Genomic DNA, 18,644 nt, shown 5'->3' with positions numbered 1-18,644 from the left:
GGATCGCCCTGAGATGTTTCCCCGGATGCCGTTGCGTGCTGCGTTCTTCCTGTTGCTGGTGCCGCCAGCAGTACTGTCCAGTGCCAGTGCCAGTGCACTTGCGCAGCAGACGCCCGCGCAGGCGCTGACCGACTGGGAAGCGCACGGGCGCGCCGAGGGTCTTGCGCGCCCCGATACCGCGTGCCAGGACTTCCTGCAGGCGATGAACAGGAAGCCCGAGGGCCTGGAATACATCGTGTGCAGCCAGGATGACGCGTCCTACATCAAGCCGATGGAGGCTCGCTACCGCGTCACCGGCGCGCGCGCTGCGGAAGTTGAAGCCTACCTGCATGCAGTGTTCGGCATGCCCGAACTGCGCTACGTGTGTTGTGGCTGGAGCAATGGCGCGCCCTATTACTGGCGCGAAGGTCCAGACGCGGTGAGGTACCAGATCGGGATGGGCGTGGAGTCGCTGCCGCATGCGCGGGATGAGTGGCATCGCATCGATGCATTCAACGTCACGGTTGAGGTGTTGCGGCAGAGTCCCTAGCGTGGATGCGGCGGAGGCTTCCTTTGTCTAGGATGCGTCCAGGGATCCCCGCAAAGGAATGGCGATGAGGGCTGTTGGGCGACTGCTTTTCTGCAATGCGCTGGCCTGTTCGGTTCTGATGGCCACGTTGGCATTTCCAGCCGTTGGCGCAACTTCTTCCGAACGTGCGTATCCACGTGCGCAGGATGCCATCGACGACTGGCTGGCGGCCTTCAACGCCGGCAGCCTCGAGGCGTTGCAGGCCTTCGCCGATAGATATGCGAAGAAGGAAGGCAGCAGTCCTGATGACTATATCGAGTTCCGCGAGAGCACCGGGCCGCTGAGGGCGCTGGAAACAATCGAGAACACGCCCCGCCAAGCGAAGCTGCTGGTAATGGGCCAGTTGAATGAACGCGCGATGTGGGTGACGGCCAGCATGGACCCGGACAACCCGGCGCACCTGGCGCAGTTCCAGATCGAAGGCACTCGAACACCGGACAAGTACAAGCCGGAGCGTGTTGCATTACCTGCCCTGATGGCCGATGCCAGAGCGAAACTGGATGCATTGCGTGCACAGGACGCGCTGTCGGGAGCGCTGCTGGTGGCACGGAACGGCGAGGTGCTGCTGGACTGGCGGGGTGGCAATGCGGACCGCGAGGGCGGGATTGCGGTGAATGCGGATACGCGCTTCCGGTTGGCCTCGTCCAACAAGATGTTCACTTCGGTGGCGATCCTGCAGTTGGTGCAGGCCGGCAAGCTGGGGCTGGACGACACCATCGGCAAGCACCTGCCCGACTATCCGAACAAGGCCGTCGCCGGCACCATCACCGTGCGCCAGCTGTTGACCCACACCAGCGGCCTGGGTGATTTCTTCGGCGACGATTTCGAGCGCTACTCGGCATCGTTGAAGACGCTGGACGACTATGTGCAGCGCTTTGCCAAGGACGCACCGCAGTTCACCCCTGGCAGCCAGGACAATTATTCAAACTACGGTTTCATCGTGCTTGGGCGGATCATCGAAGCGGCTTCCGGGCAGTCGTACTACACCTATGTGGAGGACCACATCCTGTTGCCGGCGGGCATGACCGGCACCGGCTTCGAGCCTGAAACGGTGAACGTTCCGCAGCGTGCCGTCGCCTACACGAAGAAGACCGGGCAATGGGTCCGTGAGACGAAGACGCTGCCCTGGCGCGGCATGTCCGCTGGCGGTGGATACAGTACGGCAACCGACATGCTGAAGTTTGCCGAGGCGCTGCGCAGTGGAACGCTGGTCTCACCTGCATTGCTGCAGCAGGCCACCACGGCACAGAACCACAAGGGCTGGTATGGCTTTGGCTTCGTGGTGCAGGGCGAGGGCAGGGAACGCCAGTACGGCCACGAAGGGGGCGCGCCCGGCTCGAACAGCGCCATCGTGGTGCTGCCCGCGCAGGGCTATGTAATCGTTGGGCTGGCCAATGTCGATCCGGATGCGATCGGCAACGTGGTCAACTACATCGCGCGACGGTTGCCGCTGTAGCAGCAGCGGGTGCCGGTCATTCCGGTACCCGCACCATGCGCCGCATCAGATGTTCCACCACACCACCCGGGTCCGCGGTGCGGCCCACATGCGTGCTCGACATCTGCACGATCGAGCTGCGCTTGGCGGTGAGGAAGTGGAAGCGTGCGCGTGCCGGCAACTGCGCGATGGGCCCGGCGCTGGCATCGCCGCGGCAGATCGCCACGATCGCATCCAGCCACGGCTGCAGCGCGTCCAGGTCCAGGGACGGTGCGAACGCGTGCATGCGTGCGGCATCGATCTCGATGGCCGCCTCCAGGTGACGCGCGCCCGGGCAGGACACGATCACACCCACGTTGATGAATTCCTCGCGCTCCACCCGCGGTACCACGCGGATGACGGCATAGTCATACGTGTGCAGCGTGGGCACGGATGGCCTCCTGCACGAACACCGAACGCACCTTCAGGCGATGCTTCAGATAGTTGATGTAACCCTGCCGATAGGCGTCTGGACTGTCGAAGGCCGGCTCATCGATCAGCCAGCTGTCCGGCACCAGGCCTACGATGCGCTCGATTTCGGCATCGGGCAGGCGCGCGGCCAGCTCGGCATCCACCGCGGCGATGCGGCTGGCGAACGAAAGCAGCACGTGGTCGCGGATCAGCACGAAGGGTTTTTCGCAGGCATCACCGGCATTGGCCCAGTCGTGGTGGAAGTACATCGCCGCACCGTGGTCGATCAGGTACAGCTTGCGGTGCCAGACCATCAGATTGGGATTGCGCGTGGTGCGGTCGACATTGCTGGTGAACGCATCGAACCAGACGATGCGCGAGGCCAGGTCGGCGTCCACAGGCATCGCCGCCGGGTCGTAATTGATCGCGCCAGGCAGGTAGTCCAGGCCCAGGTTCAGGCCTTCGCTGGCGCGGATCAGGTCCTGGATTTCCGGGTCGGGCTCGGTGCGGGCGAACTCGCTGTCCAGTTCGACGAACAGGATCTCAGGAATCGGCAGGCCGACCGCGCGGGCCATTTCACCGGCAATCAGCTCGGCAATCAGCGCTTTCGGTCCTTGTCCGGCACCGCGGAACTTGAGTACGGCCATGCCGTCATCGTCGGTCTCGACCACAGCGGGCAGGGAGCCTCCCTCGCGCAGTGGGGTGATGTAGCGGAGGGCATGGACGGTGCGCATGGGCGCATTCTAGCGTGCTGCCGGCGCAGGAGCGCCGGGGGAATGCAGTCGATGCGCCCCCGTCCCTTTCCTCAGTGCGACAATGCGCCGCGTTGCTGCTCCTGCACCTGTTCGCGCTGGCGGGTCTGTTCCTGCGAGGTGTGCTCTGCCTGGCGCTGGTTGACGAGGGCGAGGCTGTCCAGGCTGTCCTGCACCGGCCGCTGTGCGGCTTCGGCCGTGGCTGCCGACGCGCGCTGCGATGCGGGATCGTCCAGTGCACCCTTCACCACGAAGACGTTCTGTGCCGCAGCGACATCGCCCGACTGCCGGCTGAGCACCACGTGATCCACACGGTCCAGTCCATTTTCGCGGGCCAGTACCAGCAGGCTTGCGCTCAGGCGTTCACTGGATGCATCGAAACTGCGGCCGTTGGCCGCATCCAGCTCTGCCACCTTGCTGCGGATCTGATCGTGCAGGGCACGGTCGTTGCCGCCCGCAAGCGGCAAGGCGTGGTGGGTATCGCCGGCCTGCGCCGATGGTGCGGTGATGGGCGCGTGGGCGTGGCTGCCTTCGGTGTGGTCGAAATACTGCAGCGTCGGCGGTGAGGTGCTGGTGTCGAAGTAGGGCTGCCGTGGCGGGGTGCCCTCACCAAGGCGAAGACCATTCTGTTCCAGCAGGCTTTCCTGCAGCCCGAGCTGCGCCATGTTCACCGACATGCGGCTGACGCCATCCGGCGCCGGGTTGGCCGCCTCGTACACGCAGGCGCGGCCGATTGCATAGGCCGCGTAGTAATTCTGGTAGTCCGAATTGCCGTTGCGGCCGAGCTGCGACGACACACCTTCGTCGTAGTAGTACTTGGCCATGCCCTCGATATTGGCGGCCGTTGCACTCATGCTCAGGTCCGGATTGAGCGTCAGTTCCGGATGCGCGGCATAGCGCATCGGCGGGCCGGGCTGCACGCGCACGAATTCCTCTGCACGGTTGCTTGCAGCGTAGACATCCTGCAGCGTGGCGTCCGGCTTGGCGGCCTTGACCATGCCGACCAGGGCATTCCAGCCCTCGATATTCGCCGATGCCTCGTCGCGCCGGTTGGCTGCGAGCAGGGTGCCGATGGCCTGAGTGTAGTCGTGGGTCGAATCACGCCCGGCAACCTCCGCGAGATCCTTTTCGAACTGCTCGTAGGCCCGTTCGGTCACTGCATCGTTGAAGGCATGCTGGATCTCGTGGCCCAGGGTGAAGGTCAGTTCGGCAGCATCGTATCTGGCGTGGCCGGCCGGTGTGGACAGGTCGGCTGCCGTCAGGCGGATGGCTTTGGCGTCGGTGTCAAAGTCTCCGCTGGCATTGCTGCCCGCGGGCAGCAGTTCAAAGTGCTGCAGATGACCGGCGGCGATGGCGGCGCCGACCTGGTCCGCCAGTGCCGGGGAACCGGCGATGGTTCTGCGCAGGTTGTCGACCTGATCGGCCGTCACATCGGGTTTTCCCGCAAATTCGGTCAGCAGGCGTTCCGTATCCGCTGAAAGCGTAGGCATGGTGCGGTGCTCCTTACTGCACGGTCACGAGGCGGACACAGGCATGCGCCGGCTCGCCAGTTGGGGTCTGGTGTTCTGCGATGGTGTCGACCTTGATGCTCAGGCCTGGACGATCGAAGCGGTCATGGATCACCCGGCCGTGTTCGCCGCGCACTGTCTCGCGCTTGAAACCCGCGGCCTGCAGGGCGGAGGCGAACTGGCTGAAGTCGACCGCGCAGATGGCAGTGGCAGAGGCCTTGCGCTCCGCTGTGGTGTCGATGAAGTTGAGGTCGAGTCGTGCGCCGGCGGTGCCGGCCTGCCTCACTTCAAGGCCGTAGCTCCATTCCGGGGTCAGCTGGCCGCCGTAGCCGAAGTGTCCGGGTGCGAAGGCCTGGGCCGGTGCCTGCATCGCCTGCGACACCCGTTCCAGGCTCAGCTCGTGCGCGGCGGCGGTGCTGTTGATCAGGTCCAGCAGGCGCAGCAGCAGTTGTTCGGCGGTGAACGGCGCTGGCGTTGCAGCGTCGGGGGCAGTCGATGCCATGGTGGAGATTCCTTGGGAAGTCGGCGAACGTTCGGTCGCATGTGCGGAGGCACAGAGCGTTGTCGCGCAAAGGACGAGGGTCCATGGCCGGGTGAATGCGTAACCTGGCATCAGCGTTCCTTGCAGGATGAGCGCTGACCCTAAAGAGGGGCAGGTGAATCACAGGTTAAATGGCCCAAACCCGCTGGAATCAGCGTGCTGTCACCCGGATTCCTTCACTTCCCCATTTCGCAGCCGGTGGCAGCATCGCGTCGTGCAGAGGTCCCCGTGCAGGGTGCCACCTTCAACGGGAGGCAGCCCTGCAACGTCTCCACCACTGTCGCGCATCAGACCACGTTTCCTGGTTTGCGCTGCGCTGACCGCAGCCCACGATGATCGCTTCATGGCAAGGATGCCCCGTGATGCAGAACGACATCATCCGTCTCTTTCCCGTGTCTGGTTCCCGCCTGCCGAGGTCTGGGAGCCGCGTGTCACGCATGGAAGGAGATGCCACGGTTCATGCAGCTTCATGGACACTGTTTCCGTCAGCTGAGCGTGGAGGGGCACAGTCCCATCCCGATCAGTTCGCATTGCCGGTACATGTACGCCTTCGAGTTGCTGCGCCGACGCTGCGTTTCCGCATCGCTGCGTTGGAAGCAAGCCTCCTCCACGATATCCATGCAGGCTTCCGAGGTGCACGATGAGCAACGAATTCCGTGGAACACTGCCGCCCCTGGATGATGCCAAGGCCGAGCAGATGATTGGCAAGCTGGTGCTGGTGGGCGTTACCCGTTTTGGTGGCGATGGCCAGGTGCAGGGGGTGGAACAGTTCACCGGCACCGTGTTGCGGGTCAGCGCCGAAGAGGGGCTGGTGCTGGCCGATGGGGACGACGGGCATGAGCGCTACCTGCCACCGATGCTGGACCAGTACCTGCCGGCCGCGCCGGGCGAGTACCAGCTGCGTTCCAGTGGGGTGACGGTGATCGACCCGGACTACCTGTCGACCTGGGAGTTGCACGCCCGCCAGTAGCGTGGGAGCTGGTCGGGTGCTTCACGCCGGGCGCTGGCCTGGCGTGGCTTTGCAGTGTCGGGCGGCTAGCCCTTCCGGCCCATTCCCGAACGGGCCGGCGGTGCTAGATTCGGTCGATGCCCGTGTGCGGGCGCCCAACTCATACCCAGGGGATAAGGATGCTCATCCGTCGTACCTCTCTGGCGGCGGCCGTTGCCGTTGCCACGCTCGGCCTCGTGGCTGCCGGCCCGGCGCTTGCCGATTATGCGAAGCCGCCCGAGCAGCTGCTCAAGGTGCTGAAGGCACCGCCACCGCCGGCCCCGAACGTGGACCCCAGCGGCCAGCGCCTGCTGCTGACCACCGCGCAGACTTATCCCTCCATCACCCGTGTGGCACAGCCGTACCTGAAGCTGGCCGGCGTGCGCTTGGAGCCGAAGAACCGCAGCCGCCATGACACCCCCGGCGGCTATGGCATTCCGGCCTGCGTGGCCGACTTCACCCTGGTCGAGATCAGCAGCGGCACGAATACCAAGGTCAACCTGCCGCAGGGCTGTGCTGGCGGCGCGCAGTGGTCGGCCGACGGCAGCCACTTCGCCTTCCAGAACGCGGTCGATAGCAGCGTGCAGCTGTGGGTGGGCGATGCGGCCACCGGCCAGGTGAAGCAGGTGCCCGGCGTGCAGCTCAACCCGATCTTCGGCAGCACGGTGCAGTGGTTGGGCGGCAGCCAGAACCTGCTGGTGAAGCTGGTGCCGGCCAATCAGGGCCCAGCACCGTCCAACGGCGGCACCCCGACCGGCCCGGATGCGCAGGAATCGCTGGGCAGCAGCGGCGAGAGCAGCACCTACGAGGCCCGCGACACGCTGACCAGCGTGCATGACGAGAAGCTGTTTGCCTATTACGGTGCCTCACAGCTGGCCGTGGTCGATGCCGCCAGCGGCAAGGTGCGCCCGGTTGGCGCCGCCGCCATCTACAACGACGTCAACGCGGCACCCGATGGCGTGCACGTGCTGACCGAGTCGATCAAGCCGCCGTTCTCGCACGCGGTGACCTACCAGCGCTTCGCCAACGACGTGGCGGTGCTGGACATCGCCAGCGGCAAGACCGCAGCCATTGCCAGCCTGCCGCTGGCCGACCGCGTGCCGGTGCACGGCGTGCCGGAAGGCCCGCGTGGTTTCGATTGGCGCTCCACCGACCCGGCCACCCTGGTCTACGCCGAAGCGTTGGACAAGGGCGACTGGAAGGTGAGCGTGCCGCACCGCGACCGCGTGCTGATGCTGAAGGCGCCCTTCAACGGCAAGCCGGTGGAGATCGCGCGCACCGCGCAGCGATTCGAAGGCCTGGCCTGGTCGGCTGACCCGGCGGTGTCCTTCCTGTTCGAGAACGACGAGAACCGGCACTGGGTGCAGACCCGCATCGTCGATGTCGACCAGCCGAAGAAGGAAGGCCGCCTGCTGTGGGACATGTCCAGCGATGAGCTGTACGGCGACCCCGGCAATCTGGTCTTCAAGCGCCTGCCCAACGGCGCATCGGTGGTGCGCCAGGACGGCAACTTCGTCTTCCTGCGCGGGCAGGGTGCTTCGCCGCAGGGCGACCGGCCGTTCCTCGATCGCTTGGATCTGGGCACGCTGAAGAGCGAACGCCTGTTCCGCAGCAACGCCGATGCCTATGAGCAGTTCCTTGGCTTCAGCAACACGCCGGGCCGCTACCTGACCTGGCACCAGTCGGTGATCGACCCGCCGAACGCCTTCATTCGCCAGCAGGGTGAGGCCGTGGCCAATGCGAAGACCGGCGAGGCGCAGTTTGCTTCTGCTGCCACCGCGTTGACCAGACTGGGCGACCCGACCCCGGAAGTGCGCCAGATCAAGAAGCAGCTGGTGACCTACAAGCGTGCCGACGGCGTGGATCTGTCGTTCACCCTGTACACCCCGCCAGGCTACAAGGAAGGCCAGCGCGTGCCGGCGATCCTGTATGCGTATCCTGCCGACTTCGCCAATGCCGCGCAGGCCGGGCAGGTGTCCGGTTCGCAGCAGACTTTCACCCGTCTGCAGCCGTACCGCCTGATGCTGCTGGCCGGCTACGCGATCATCGACAACGCCTCGTTCCCGATCGTGGGTGACCCCAAGAACGCCTATGACACCTACCTGGAACAGCTGGAAGCCGACGCCAAGGCGGCGGTGGACAAGGCGGTGGACATGGGGGTGGTCGACCGCAACCGCATCGGCGTAACCGGGCACAGCCATGGCGGCCTGATGACCGCCAACCTGATCGCGCACACCAAACTGTTCAAGGCCGGCGTGGCGACCAGCGGTTCCTACAACAAGACCTTTACCCCGTTCGGTTTCCAGAATGAGCGGCGCTCGGTATGGCAGGCACAGGACGTGTACCTGAAGGCCTCGCCGTTCTTCTACGCCGACAAGATCAAGCTGCCGCTGCTGCTGGTGCACGGCGAGGACGATGCCAACCCGGGCACCGAGCCGTTCCAGTCGCGCAAGCTGTACCAGGCGATCCGCGGCAACGGCGGTACCACCCGCCTGGTGATGCTGCCCAACGAACCGCACTGGTACACCGCGCTGGAATCGAACGAACAGCTGGTGTCGGAAATGCTGAACTGGTTCGATACCTACGTGAAGAACGCGAAGTAGGTTCTGCGTAGCGATAACGGAAGGGCCGCCTGCGGGCGGCCTTTCCGCATTCCTGTCATGCTGCTGCGATGAACGCATTGTTTCTTGCTGCAGCGCTTGCTGCCTCCTCTCCCGCGCCCGATCCCGTGCCGCCCGCTGCACTTGCGGCGGCCATGGAACAACTTGGATTACGCCTGGACATGGACTACGCACAGGCGCGCCGATCGTTGCTGGCCGAGGGCTGGATCGCACAGCCGCATGACTACGAAGGCCGCCCGCCGCTGGAAGCGCATCCCGAGCTGGACTGTGGCAACGGCTGGCAGGCCGTGTGTACGGTGGGCTATGCCAGGAACGGCCAGACACTGTTCCTGACACTGGACCCGAAGGCCGATGATCGCTTGACCGTGATCGGCGTTGACTAGCGGCGCGCCCATGCTGGCCCACCCCGCGCCATCAAGCACCAGTTTGTGCGGGCCTTATGCAGTTTCGTAACCAACTGTAATGCTGGCATGGCAACGCCACGAAGCTGGGGTACGCTGCAGGCCTGAAGCTTGCTACCGGTTTGCTCCATGAAAGCCATCGCGCTTGCAGTGTCCTTGTCCTTGTCCTTGTCCCTGACCATGCTGCCTTCTGCTGCCCTGGCGCAGCAGCTGCCCAGCGAACTGGCCGCATTGGGCATCACCGCCGGCATGCCCTATACCAAAGCCAAGCGCCTGCTTGATGCAGCCGGGTGGCAGGCACACGTGCCAAGCGATGCCGCCGAAGCGCTGGAAGGTTTCCCTGAAGTGGGTTGCCAGAAGGGGGGCAGCAACTGCAGCAGCAGTTTCACAAAAGGCGGGCAGCAGGTCGCGGTGCTGGTTGGAACGACGCTGGCCGGTCAGCCGTTCGTACAGGGTGGTCGCTGAGCGCGACCTGCGCTCAGGCCAGCGGCAACCGATCCCGCGCATGCGACAGCCGGTCGTGCAGGTCGCGCACATGCTCGGCCTTGGCATGCACCCGGGTGGTATCACCGAAACTGCGCAGATAGGCGCACGCCGCGAAGCCATCGCTCTTCTTTTCGTACTCGGCAATCCAGGCCAGTCGATCCGGGTTGTTGGCCTGTTCGGCTGACCATGCGGCCACCGGCGGGCGGATGCGGTAATTCAGGCCGACGCGCCATGGCTTCGGTGTCAGCCGTGCCCGGAAGCAGTGCTGCAGCCGGCACATGCGTGCGTACAGGGTGTCGGTGCCCAGTGCTTTGAAGAACACCTGCAGCTGCTCGTCCTCGGGCGAGAACGTGGCATGCATGGCCAGCACGCGCAGTCCCGCCGGTGTGCGGTAGGCGCGCAGATGCCAGTCCTTGTGCTGCTCGCTGAAGGCAGCGACGCGCTGCAGGGCCACGCCTTCGGCGCCACCGGCAGCGGCCAGGCGCCGCTTGCGCTGCATCAGCATTGCAGTGTTGACCAGCAGCACGGCTGCCACGCCCAGCACCAGGCCCACCAGCCAATGCCAGAGCAGGGTGCCGATGATGGCCCCGGCAAGCAGCAGCACCGAGGCGATGACAGCGGGCATCACGCAGCCTGCCGGAGGTTGCGCATGATCGATATCGGCAAACAGCACGTCCGGGGTGTTCAGGCACAGTGCGCCATAGCTGTTGCGGGTGATGATGACATCGCTGTCGCGCTGCACGATCTGCTCGCGGATCGGCACGCCTTCCACTCCGTAGTTGCTGCGGGCCTCGCGACGCGGCAGTGCCTGCCCGGCAAGAATGGCGTTGAGCGCTTCGTTGGCGCGGCGGTCGGCGTGTCCCTGGGCCTCCGCAGGGCCCTCATCCGACCAGCCGAAGCGGCGCACCACCACCGGCCGGCCACGGAAACGGGCCTGCAGGCGGGCTTCGGCCCAGTAGGCTGGAACGATCATCATCCTGGCTTTCCCTCTTGTCCCTGGCAGCGTGCCGTGGCGAGTCTGGCACAGGTGTGCACGGTGCCGCACGATACCGCTGCGCATGCTGGGCCGCAGTGGTAGATTGCGCGCTTCGCGTGCACTCCACCAAGGACGGAGACATGTTCGTGTCGTTGCGTTGCCTGCTTGCCCTGGCCATCGGCGGGGCGCTTGGCACGGCCCACGCCGCAGGGCCGGGGCCGGAGATCCTGAGCACCGATGCCACCCGCTTCTACGCGCTCTACGAGACCACCGCCGGCAGACCCAGCGTGGCCCAGCTGGAGCAGTACCTGGCCGAGGGCACGCCGAGCCTGCGCGAATTCGCCAGGCTGCGCCGGGTGACCGCTCCGCGTATCGCCGAGGCGATGCTGCGCGACCCGTCGATGTATGCCAATGGCCGCACCTGCCTGGCCGAGTTGCCGGCCGTGCGCCAGCGGCTGGTAAAGGTATTTGCCAATCTGCAGGCGATCTACCCGCAGGCGAAGTTCCCGCCGGTGGCCATCGTGGTCGGCCGCAGCAAGCCGGTTGGCATGACCTATCCCAAGGGCGTGGTCATCGGCCTGGAAGCCCTGTGCGCGGCCGAATTCATGAACGCCAACGCGCAGGATCGCTTCGTGCACGTCATCGCGCATGAGTACGTGCATATCCAGCAGAGCGGGGTGAGCGAGTACACGCCGGGAGATCCGCAGGCGACGGTGCTGCGTGAATCGTTGGGCGAGGGCATCGCCGAGTTCATCGCCGAACTGGTGTCAGGCAATGTCGGCAATGGTCGGCATGCCGCCTGGACGCGTGGCAGGGAAGTGCATATCGAAAGCGCGTTCGCGCTGGAACTGGACAGCACCGATCTGAAGCCTTGGCTGTACAACTACACGCCGGGGTCGCAGGAGCCCTACGATCTGGGCTACTGGGTCGGCTATCGCATCGCCAAGGCGTATTACCTGCAGGCCAAAGACAAGCGCGAAGCGGTGCGCGCGCTGATCGAGCAGGACAACCCGAAGACGATTCTGGAAGCCAGCGGCTGGACGCCCGGCATGTGGATGCCGGCGAAGGTGACCGGGGTGGCGGCGCGGGCGCCTGCGCGCTGAGCCTGCACGGGGCTAGACTGCCGCAAACCCTGCGAAGAGGAGCGTACATATGCGCATGTCTGTTGCGTTGGCGGCCATGGTGATGGCGGTCGCCGGCAGTGTGGCGGCCGTACCAGCGCAGGCCGCCGGTGTGCCTGCGGTGAATCCGTTGTTGAACCGCCCGGTCGCGCAGTTGCACCCGGACGAAGTGCGCTTCATGCAGCAGCGGCTGCTGGACTGGCCGCAGCTGCAGCGCTATCGCGACGCCAACGCGCGATTGCCGGTGCCGAAGGCCGGGCAGCCACGTGTGGTGTTCTATGGCGACTCCATCACCGAAGGCTGGGGGGCCGAAGGCAGCAGTACGTTCTTCCCGGGCAGGGGCTACCTCAATCGCGGCATCGGTGGCCAGACCACCGCACAGATGCTGCTGCGTTTCCCGCAGGATGTGCTGGCGCTGCGCCCGCAGGTGGTGGTGATCCTCGCCGGCACCAACGACATCGCCGGCAATACCGGTCCGGCCACGCAGGTGATGATCGAGGACAACCTGCATGCGATGGTCGAACTGGCGCGGGCGCATGGCATCGGCGTGGTACTGGCATCGGTGCTGCCTGTCAGCGACTACCCGTGGATGCCCGGTGCCAGGCCAGCACCCAAGGTGCGTGCGTTGAATGCCGCGCTGAAAAAGTACGCCGATGCGCAGAAGCTGGTGTATCTGGACTACTACACGTCCATGGCCAACGCTGCCGGTGGACTCGACCGGCCACTGGCCACGGACGGTGTGCATCCCACGGCCAGGGGCTATGCGTTGATGGCGCCGCTTGCAGAGGCCGCGCTGGGTCGCGCGCTGAAACAGCAGCGATGATCGCTGCGCCGGTCAGCGCGCGGCGAGCGCGGCCAGCAGCCAGTCGCAGAAGTGCTTCACCAGCGGGTCCGCGGCGCTGTCCTCATGCAGCAGCCAACTCCAGCGCGGTCCGCGCAGGCGCGCATCATCCAGTGGCAGCAGCAACCGCTGCTCGCAGGCACGGGCGGACAGCAGCTCGCTGACAAGCGCGATGCCCAGGCCCTGGCAGGCCGCGTCGAGCAGCTGGCCGGGTTCGGAGAAATTCATGCCCTCGCGGCGCTGGCCGACATCGGCACCGCCCTGTACCTGCCACTGGCTCCAGTCCATTTCGCGCTCGCCATGCAGGGTGGTGCGGTCGGCAACCGGCAGCGCCAGCACACTGGGATGGCAGGCCGGATACAGACGGTCCTGCAGCAGCAGGCGGTACTGGCAGTGCGCCTGCGCATCGAGATCATCGCGCACGGCGATATCCACGGTCTGTGCCGCCATGTCAGGCGCCTGTTCGCTGGTCAGCAGCCACAGGTCGGCCTGCGGATGCTGGCGGCGGAAATCGGCCAGGCGCGGTACCAGCCAATGACGGGCAAAGGCCGGGCTGGTGTTGACGATCAGTTGATTGGGTTTGCGGTACTGGTCCAGGCGGCGGATGCCACTGGCCAGCTGCCGCAGCAGTGACTGGGTGGTTTCCAGCAGGTCGATGCCGGCATCGGTCAGGCTGACGCTGCGGCCCTGGCGGAAGAACAGCGGCTGTTCCAGCGCCTCTTCCAGGCCGCGGATCTGCTGGCTGATGGCCGACTGGCTCAGGTGCAGTTCCTCGGCTGCGCGGTGGAAGCTGCCGAGCCGGGCGGCGGCTTCAAAGCCACGCAGCGCATTCATGGGTGGCCATCGCTTGAGCATTATCGATAAGTAAATCTGTTCAATAGGCGGCTGAATCTATCGTTTGTGCTTATGTCACTGCAAGCGCAGCATGAGGTCCACCCCACACCGGCCCTGGAGCCAGCCATGAACACCCGTCGTCATTTCCTCACCCAGATGGCCGGCGCCACCGGTCTTGGCGCTCTGGCCACATTGGGCCTGGCCGGCGTGGCTGGACGCGCTGTGGCGGCGGCACCGGCTGCGGGCCACTGGCGGATGCCCGACGAGCATGGCCCGCAGGAGCGCGTGTTCCTCGCGTTCGCCGCCCAGCCCCGCGTATGGGGCGCGCAGGCCGATGCGGTGAACAGTGCGGTGGCCCGCCTGGCCCGTACCATCGCCGGCCACCAGCCGGTCAGCGTGTTGTGCCGCCCGGCGCAGTTGAAGCAGGCGCAGGACCGCTGCGGCCGCGACAACATCGAGTTCCTGGAAGTGCCCTTGGACGACATCTGGGTGCGTGATTACGGCGGCTGTTTCGTCACCGATGGCAAGGGTGGGCTGGGCCTGGTTGACTTCAACTTCAGCGGTTGGGGTGGCAAGCAGAGCGCGCGCAACGATGCTGCGGTGGCCCCGTGGCTCGCACAGATCACCGGCGCGACACTGCTGGAAAGCGACCTGGTGGGCGAGGGCGGCGGTATCGAAGTGGACGGCCACGGCACGGCGATCCTGACCGAAAGCTGCTGGGTCAACCGCAACCGCAATCCGGACTGGTCGCGTGCGGAGATCGAGGCCGAGCTGAAGCACCACCTGGGCCTGCGCAAGGTGATCTGGCTGCCGGGCATCGCCGGCAAGGACATCACCGATGCGCACGTGGATTTCTATGCCCGCTTCGTGCGCCCGGGCGTGGTGATTGCCAATCTGGACAATGATCCGGAGTCCTACGACTACGACCTGACGCGCGAACATCTGGAGATGCTGCGTGCAGCCACCGATGCCGATGGTCGCCGCCTGCAGGTGCATACGCTGCCGCCGCCACTGGAGGGGCGCAACAACGTGCACACCCACGACAACGACGATCTGGCGATGGGCTACATCAACTACCTGCCGGTCAATGGCGCGGTGGTGGCCCCGCAGTTCGGCGACGATCACGCCGATGGCTATTGCCGCGAACTGCTGGAAGACCTGTACCCGGGACGGGCGATCGAACAGGTGGACATCGATGCGATCGCCGGTGGCGGCGGCGGCATCCATTGCGTGACGAAGAACATGCCCAAGGTGTGACAGGCCTGGGCGGTATCCGGCCGCCGATGCGCTAGAGTGGCCGCCGGAGCGGATGCATGAAGCGGCCGCCGGGATCAGGAGTGCAGGGAATGCAGCGGGGAATCGGCAAGGGCGCGCGCGCCGGTGGTGCGGCCATCGCAATGCTGGCCATGATGATGGCGGCACAGGCAGGCGATGCAACCGCGTCGCCGGTTTCGCAATCGGCGTCGATGACCACCACCGCACCGGTGGCGGGCATCGGTCTGCCGGAGTGGACGGCGCGCTGGTGGCGCTGGGTGGACGCACAGCGGGTGCCGCCGTATCTGGATCCCGACGGACGCCTGTGCGGATCTGGCCAGGACGGGCCGGTCTGGAACCTGGCCGGCACCAACGGCCGCTTCCAGCCCACGCGCGAGTGCGTGGTGCCGGAGGGCAGGCACCTGCTGCTGCCAATCATCAACATGGCCTATTTCCAGCCGGACAGCAGCGTGTCCTGCCAGGAACTGCAGGCCGGTGCTGCCGTCAACAACGAACACCTGGTCAGCGCCGTGGTATTGCTGGACGGGCAGCCGCTGGGTGACATGCGCAGGCATCGGGTCAAGAGCGACGGCTGTTTCCACATCGACCCCGACGATGACAGCTCGCCGCTGGTGGCGGCCGACGGCTACTGGCTGATGCTGAAACCGCTGCCGCGTGGCCGGCACACCCTCAGCGTGGGTGCCAACTATGGTGCGCCCGATGGCGACTCGTACAGTGGCATGCGCCAGACGTTCGAATACGTGCTGCACGTGGGTGGAGCGACGCAGATCACCGCTGAAACCTCGCCGCCGCCCCACGTCGCCGCGCGCTGACGGTTTACGCGTCGTCCTGCTTCAATGCCGCATCGGCCGCCAGCAGGGCCTCGGCGGCCGCGCTGAGCGGGGGCGAGGGCGGCGCAACCACGCCGATCGCTTCCATCATCTTCGGCATGCCCAGGAACTGGCGCGCGCGACGGTCGTAGATGCCGGTGACCAGCAGTGCGCGGGTCGCGATCCTCTGCTCGGCGCCGATCAGCACGCGCTGCTCCATGATGCCGCGTGAGCCGACCCAACCCACCAGCCGCGTTTCCAGAATGAAGCGCTGGAACGGTTTCAGCTCGCGGCGGAACTGGATGGTGCCGGCGCCCACGATCGGCGCCCACTTCTCGCGCAGCGCGACCCTGCCAAGCCCCATGCGCAGGATCAGGTCCAGCCGGCCCAGGTCGAAGATGTTCCAGTAGCGGCCGTTGGTCATGTGCAGGTTGCTGTCCAGGTCGTTGGGCAGTACCCGGAACTGCAGTCGCGAGACCCCGAACGGGGCCTCCAGCTTGGGCCGGAACAGGCTGCACAGCAGTAGATGGAGCAAGCGGAACCAGAGATTCATGACTATGACGACTGTAATAATATCGTCGATACGCTAGTCTATGACGACTGTCTTAGCAAGGAGCCGCCGTGAGCCCGCGATCGTCCGATGCCCCCCAGCGTGTGATCGATGCGGCGGCGCAGATGCTGGCGCGCGTGGGCCTCAATGCCACCAGCATCCGCGAGGTGACCAAGCTGGCCGACGCGCCATTGGGATCCACCTACCACCACTTTCCCGGCGGCAAGCAGGAGCTGTTGGCGCGCGCTACGCACATGGCCGGCGACAAGGTAGAGGCGCTGCTGGTGGAGTTGTTGAAGGGCGGGGCGGTGCAGGGCCTGCAGCAGTTCCTGGCAATGTGGCGCGAGCGCCTGCTGCGCTCCGAGTTCCGCGCCGGCTGCCCGGTGCTGGCCGCTGCCGTGGAGGAACCGGTGGAGGCGACGCCCAGCCAACCCCGCGCGGCTGCCGCCGAAGTATTCGTTCGCTGGCAGGGCCACCTGGCTGAAGCGTTCGTTGCCGATGGGCACGCGCCTGACGCTGCGGCCGGGCTGGCCAGCCTGGTGATTGCCAGCGTGGAAGGCGCGGTGGCGATGAGCCGCGCACTGCAGGACATCGCCCCGTTCGATCAGGTGGCTGCGCAGTTGCTGCGCGCCACATCGCCCCCTTGAGCGGCGTGCGGACTACTTGAAGAACATGTAGGCCCAACCATGCAAACATGGGCGACAGCACGGCGATGATCGATGCAGCCAGCCAGCGCACATAGCGGCGGGCCGCATCGGCACCCTGCCTTTTCAGTGCCCAGGCGTGCAGGGGCAGGACCAGCAGGGCCTGCAGCACCAGGGCTGCCAGTGCGGCAAGCCAAAGCGCAAACACACCCAGGCAGCCGTCACTCATGCAATAGGTGCCGAACCACGAACCCCAACCGGCCAGGCCGATCATTGGCAGGAACATGATGCTGGCGACAGGACGGGTGAACTGGGACGCCTGCATGCGGGAGCTGCTCCATTCCTTGGCCGCCCAGAATATAGGATCCGCACCGCGCTGCGGTTGCTGTGGATGCCGCAGGACTGCGATTGGCGCTGGCCTGTAGACGCGCCGCCACGGTAGGGTAGAATCCGGCCAGCGCAGCCCGCGCGTGCCTGGCAAGGATGTCTGCATGCTGCACCACCTCTCGCTGGGTGTCCGCGATCTGGAGCGTGCCGGTCGCTTTTACGATGCCGCGCTCGCGGCACTCGGTTACCGCCGCGTTTTCGAAGACAACACCGCGATCGGCTATGGCCTGGTCGATGATGAAGACCTGCTGTGCCTGAAGCTGCGCGAGGGTGCCAGCGCGCCGGGACCAGGCTTCCACCTGGCGCTCGCAGCAGCCACGCGCGAAGCCGTTGATGGATTCCATCGCGCCGCCTTGGCAACCGGAGGACAGGACAACGGACCTGCCGGCCCGCGCCCGGATTACGGCGACCGCTACTACGCTGCGTTCGTGATCGATCCTGATGGCCATCGCATCGAGGCGGTGACCAAGGCGGCATGAAGCACGTCCGCCAGCCCGTTTCGATGCCGCGCCGCCGCAGCACCGAAACGATGCACGCACGTCGGCAACTGCAGCATCGTGGCTGGCCACGGCTGCAGATGGCCTTGATCGTCGTGCTGACCGGCGCTGCCGGGTTCCTCGCCTCGCACCTGCTGCGCCTGGCGGGCCTGGACGCGATGCTGCTGCGCTATCCACTGGCCGTGCTGGTGGCCTATGGCGTGTTCGCCGGCGGCCTGTACCGGCGTATGCAGGGCATGCAGGCGCAGGGCTGGTGGCGGTTGTGCCTGTCCCATACGATCTGGCCGCTGCTGGGCCTGCTGGTGTTTTTCGCTGGTCTGGGCTGGCTTGCGCAGGCGTTCGCGCCCGATGCGGTCAGCCTGATGCAGGTGTTCAAGGCGTTGTAGCAGGGTTTGCCTCGACCTTTGATTTCAATCACACGCAAGGAGAAAGCGCATGGATGTCGCTGCACGCAGGAACAGGATGTTGATTCGTTGGATGATGGGCGCGATGTTCGCCCTGTTGATGCCGTTCACGGCGATGGCCCAGTCCGCGCCTGCGGCGGTTCAACCCGCCGCGGATGCTGTAGCCGAGGAAGTGCACTGCCGAGCCTGCAGCTACGAGCGTGTCGGGCATACGGTGGACATCGGCCTGGTGGCCTTGGTGTCGCTGCTGGTGGTTGGCCTGCTGGTGGCCATTTCCCGCGAATGGGGGACGACCTCGCAGCGCTGGACCTGCCGCACGATGGCCCTGCTTCTGGTGGGCATCGGGGTGGCCCTGCTGTGGTGGGCTGGCAGCATCATCTACCTCGGCTACAACCCGTGGCAGAACGAGACCGCGCCGCTGGACCCGTCGCTGGCCACGACGCTGCTCAGTACCTCGCCGAAATGGCTGGCGGGGCTGTTGATGGTAGGTATCGCCCCTGCCATCTGGAAGCGCAGCGAGCGCCTGCCGTCCTGGCGCATTGCCTGATCTTTGGAG

The 18,644-nt window shown here is 65.8% G+C and carries 21 protein-coding genes; 14 read left to right on the top strand and 7 right to left on the bottom strand.

The features are described 5' to 3' along the window. Positions 1 to 13 precede the first annotated feature (13 nt). Positions 14 to 529 carry a DUF4952 domain-containing protein gene (locus ACVOLJ_RS01870; RefSeq protein ID WP_481563308.1) on the top strand — a complete coding sequence of 172 codons (516 nt, stop codon included), beginning with the start codon at positions 14 to 16 and terminating at the stop codon, positions 527 to 529. A 64-nt stretch (positions 530 to 593) separates the two neighbouring features. Beyond that, positions 594 to 2,024: a serine hydrolase domain-containing protein gene (locus ACVOLJ_RS01865; protein WP_481563307.1), complete on the top strand. Its 1,431-nt coding sequence runs from the start codon at positions 594 to 596 to the stop codon at positions 2,022 to 2,024. A gap of 16 nt (positions 2,025 to 2,040) precedes the next feature. On the opposite strand, the gene ACVOLJ_RS01860 is transcribed toward ACVOLJ_RS01865, so the two are convergent. From ACVOLJ_RS01860 to ACVOLJ_RS01845, 4 genes are all read right to left on the bottom strand, one after another. After that, positions 2,041 to 2,433, bottom strand: a complete 393-nt coding sequence (locus ACVOLJ_RS01860) for a DUF3037 domain-containing protein (RefSeq protein ID WP_475280584.1) — start codon at positions 2,431 to 2,433, stop codon at positions 2,041 to 2,043. After that, positions 2,411 to 3,187: a HipA family kinase gene (locus ACVOLJ_RS01855; protein WP_475280583.1), complete on the bottom strand. Its 777-nt coding sequence runs from the start codon at positions 3,185 to 3,187 to the stop codon at positions 2,411 to 2,413. The genes ACVOLJ_RS01860 and ACVOLJ_RS01855 overlap by 23 nt, the downstream gene beginning before the upstream one ends. Positions 3,188 to 3,258: 71 nt before the next feature. Next, positions 3,259 to 4,695, bottom strand: coding sequence for an XVIPCD domain-containing protein (locus ACVOLJ_RS01850; RefSeq protein WP_481563306.1), 1,437 nt, complete (start codon positions 4,693 to 4,695; stop codon positions 3,259 to 3,261). 13 nt (positions 4,696 to 4,708) lie between these two features. Continuing rightward, positions 4,709 to 5,215, bottom strand: coding sequence for a hypothetical protein (locus ACVOLJ_RS01845; protein ID WP_475280581.1), 507 nt, complete (start codon positions 5,213 to 5,215; stop codon positions 4,709 to 4,711). Positions 5,216 to 5,894: 679 nt separating this feature from the next. On the opposite strand from ACVOLJ_RS01845, the gene ACVOLJ_RS01840 reads away from it, so the two are divergent. The 4 genes from ACVOLJ_RS01840 to ACVOLJ_RS01825 all read left to right on the top strand — a co-directional run bounded on the left by ACVOLJ_RS01840 (position 5,895) and on the right by ACVOLJ_RS01825 (position 9,729). Beyond that, a complete protein-coding gene (locus ACVOLJ_RS01840; RefSeq protein ID WP_475280580.1) occupies positions 5,895 to 6,224 on the top strand; it encodes a hypothetical protein in 330 nt (109 codons plus the stop codon). Between the two features lie 158 nt (positions 6,225 to 6,382). Continuing rightward, positions 6,383 to 8,845 carry a S9 family peptidase gene (locus ACVOLJ_RS01835; RefSeq protein ID WP_481563305.1) on the top strand — a complete coding sequence of 821 codons (2,463 nt, stop codon included), beginning with the start codon at positions 6,383 to 6,385 and terminating at the stop codon, positions 8,843 to 8,845. 152 nt (positions 8,846 to 8,997) lie between these two features. Beyond that, positions 8,998 to 9,246 carry a hypothetical protein gene (locus ACVOLJ_RS01830; protein ID WP_481563304.1) on the top strand — a complete coding sequence of 83 codons (249 nt, stop codon included), beginning with the start codon at positions 8,998 to 9,000 and terminating at the stop codon, positions 9,244 to 9,246. A gap of 147 nt (positions 9,247 to 9,393) precedes the next feature. Further along, entirely contained in the window at positions 9,394 to 9,729 is a 336-nt protein-coding gene (locus ACVOLJ_RS01825) for a hypothetical protein (protein WP_481563303.1), read from the top strand. 13 nt (positions 9,730 to 9,742) lie between these two features. On the opposite strand, the gene ACVOLJ_RS01820 is transcribed toward ACVOLJ_RS01825, so the two are convergent. After that, positions 9,743 to 10,726 (bottom strand): hypothetical protein, encoded by a 984-nt coding sequence (locus ACVOLJ_RS01820; RefSeq protein ID WP_481563302.1) that lies wholly within the window; start codon positions 10,724 to 10,726, stop codon positions 9,743 to 9,745. Positions 10,727 to 10,866: 140 nt separating this feature from the next. On the opposite strand from ACVOLJ_RS01820, the gene ACVOLJ_RS01815 reads away from it, so the two are divergent. Continuing rightward, positions 10,867 to 11,829 carry a DUF2268 domain-containing putative Zn-dependent protease gene (locus ACVOLJ_RS01815; protein ID WP_475280576.1) on the top strand — a complete coding sequence of 321 codons (963 nt, stop codon included), beginning with the start codon at positions 10,867 to 10,869 and terminating at the stop codon, positions 11,827 to 11,829. Between the two features lie 49 nt (positions 11,830 to 11,878). Continuing rightward, positions 11,879 to 12,670: an SGNH/GDSL hydrolase family protein gene (locus ACVOLJ_RS01810; RefSeq protein WP_475280575.1), complete on the top strand. Its 792-nt coding sequence runs from the start codon at positions 11,879 to 11,881 to the stop codon at positions 12,668 to 12,670. Between the two features lie 12 nt (positions 12,671 to 12,682). On the opposite strand, the gene ACVOLJ_RS01805 is transcribed toward ACVOLJ_RS01810, so the two are convergent. Beyond that, entirely contained in the window at positions 12,683 to 13,543 is an 861-nt protein-coding gene (locus ACVOLJ_RS01805) for a LysR family transcriptional regulator (RefSeq protein ID WP_475280574.1), read from the bottom strand. Between the two features lie 105 nt (positions 13,544 to 13,648). On the opposite strand from ACVOLJ_RS01805, the gene ACVOLJ_RS01800 reads away from it, so the two are divergent. Together ACVOLJ_RS01800 and ACVOLJ_RS01795 are read left to right on the top strand one after the other, a co-directional pair. Then, positions 13,649 to 14,779, top strand: a complete 1,131-nt coding sequence (locus tag ACVOLJ_RS01800; RefSeq protein ID WP_475280573.1) for an agmatine deiminase family protein — start codon at positions 13,649 to 13,651, stop codon at positions 14,777 to 14,779. A gap of 89 nt (positions 14,780 to 14,868) precedes the next feature. Beyond that, complete coding sequence (locus ACVOLJ_RS01795) at positions 14,869 to 15,609, top strand: hypothetical protein (RefSeq protein ID WP_475280572.1); 741 nt, start codon at positions 14,869 to 14,871, stop codon at positions 15,607 to 15,609. Positions 15,610 to 15,613: 4 nt separating this feature from the next. Here the strand turns inward: ACVOLJ_RS01795 and ACVOLJ_RS01790 are convergent, their stop codons facing one another. Next, a complete protein-coding gene (locus ACVOLJ_RS01790; protein ID WP_475280571.1) occupies positions 15,614 to 16,159 on the bottom strand; it encodes a thioesterase family protein in 546 nt (181 codons plus the stop codon). Between the two features lie 68 nt (positions 16,160 to 16,227). On the opposite strand from ACVOLJ_RS01790, the gene ACVOLJ_RS01785 reads away from it, so the two are divergent. The 4 genes from ACVOLJ_RS01785 to ACVOLJ_RS01770 all read left to right on the top strand — a co-directional run bounded on the left by ACVOLJ_RS01785 (position 16,228) and on the right by ACVOLJ_RS01770 (position 18,635). Then, the gene (locus ACVOLJ_RS01785; protein ID WP_475280570.1) at positions 16,228 to 16,803 is read left to right on the top strand and encodes a TetR/AcrR family transcriptional regulator; all 576 of its coding nucleotides are present in this window, start codon (positions 16,228 to 16,230) and stop codon (positions 16,801 to 16,803) included. Positions 16,804 to 17,291: 488 nt separating this feature from the next. Continuing rightward, a complete protein-coding gene (locus tag ACVOLJ_RS01780) occupies positions 17,292 to 17,666 on the top strand; it encodes a VOC family protein (RefSeq protein ID WP_481563301.1) in 375 nt (124 codons plus the stop codon). Then, on the top strand, positions 17,663 to 18,070 hold the full coding sequence (locus ACVOLJ_RS01775) for a hypothetical protein (protein ID WP_475280567.1): 408 nt from the start codon (positions 17,663 to 17,665) through the stop codon (positions 18,068 to 18,070). The genes ACVOLJ_RS01780 and ACVOLJ_RS01775 overlap by 4 nt, the downstream gene beginning before the upstream one ends. Before the next feature lie 76 nt (positions 18,071 to 18,146). Next, positions 18,147 to 18,635, top strand: a complete 489-nt coding sequence (locus tag ACVOLJ_RS01770) for a hypothetical protein (RefSeq protein WP_475280566.1) — start codon at positions 18,147 to 18,149, stop codon at positions 18,633 to 18,635. Positions 18,636 to 18,644: the final 9 nt, after the last annotated feature.

This window comes from Stenotrophomonas sp. STEN046, assembly GCF_056759755.1.
This window is presented reverse-complemented; position numbering and strand designations above follow the sequence as displayed.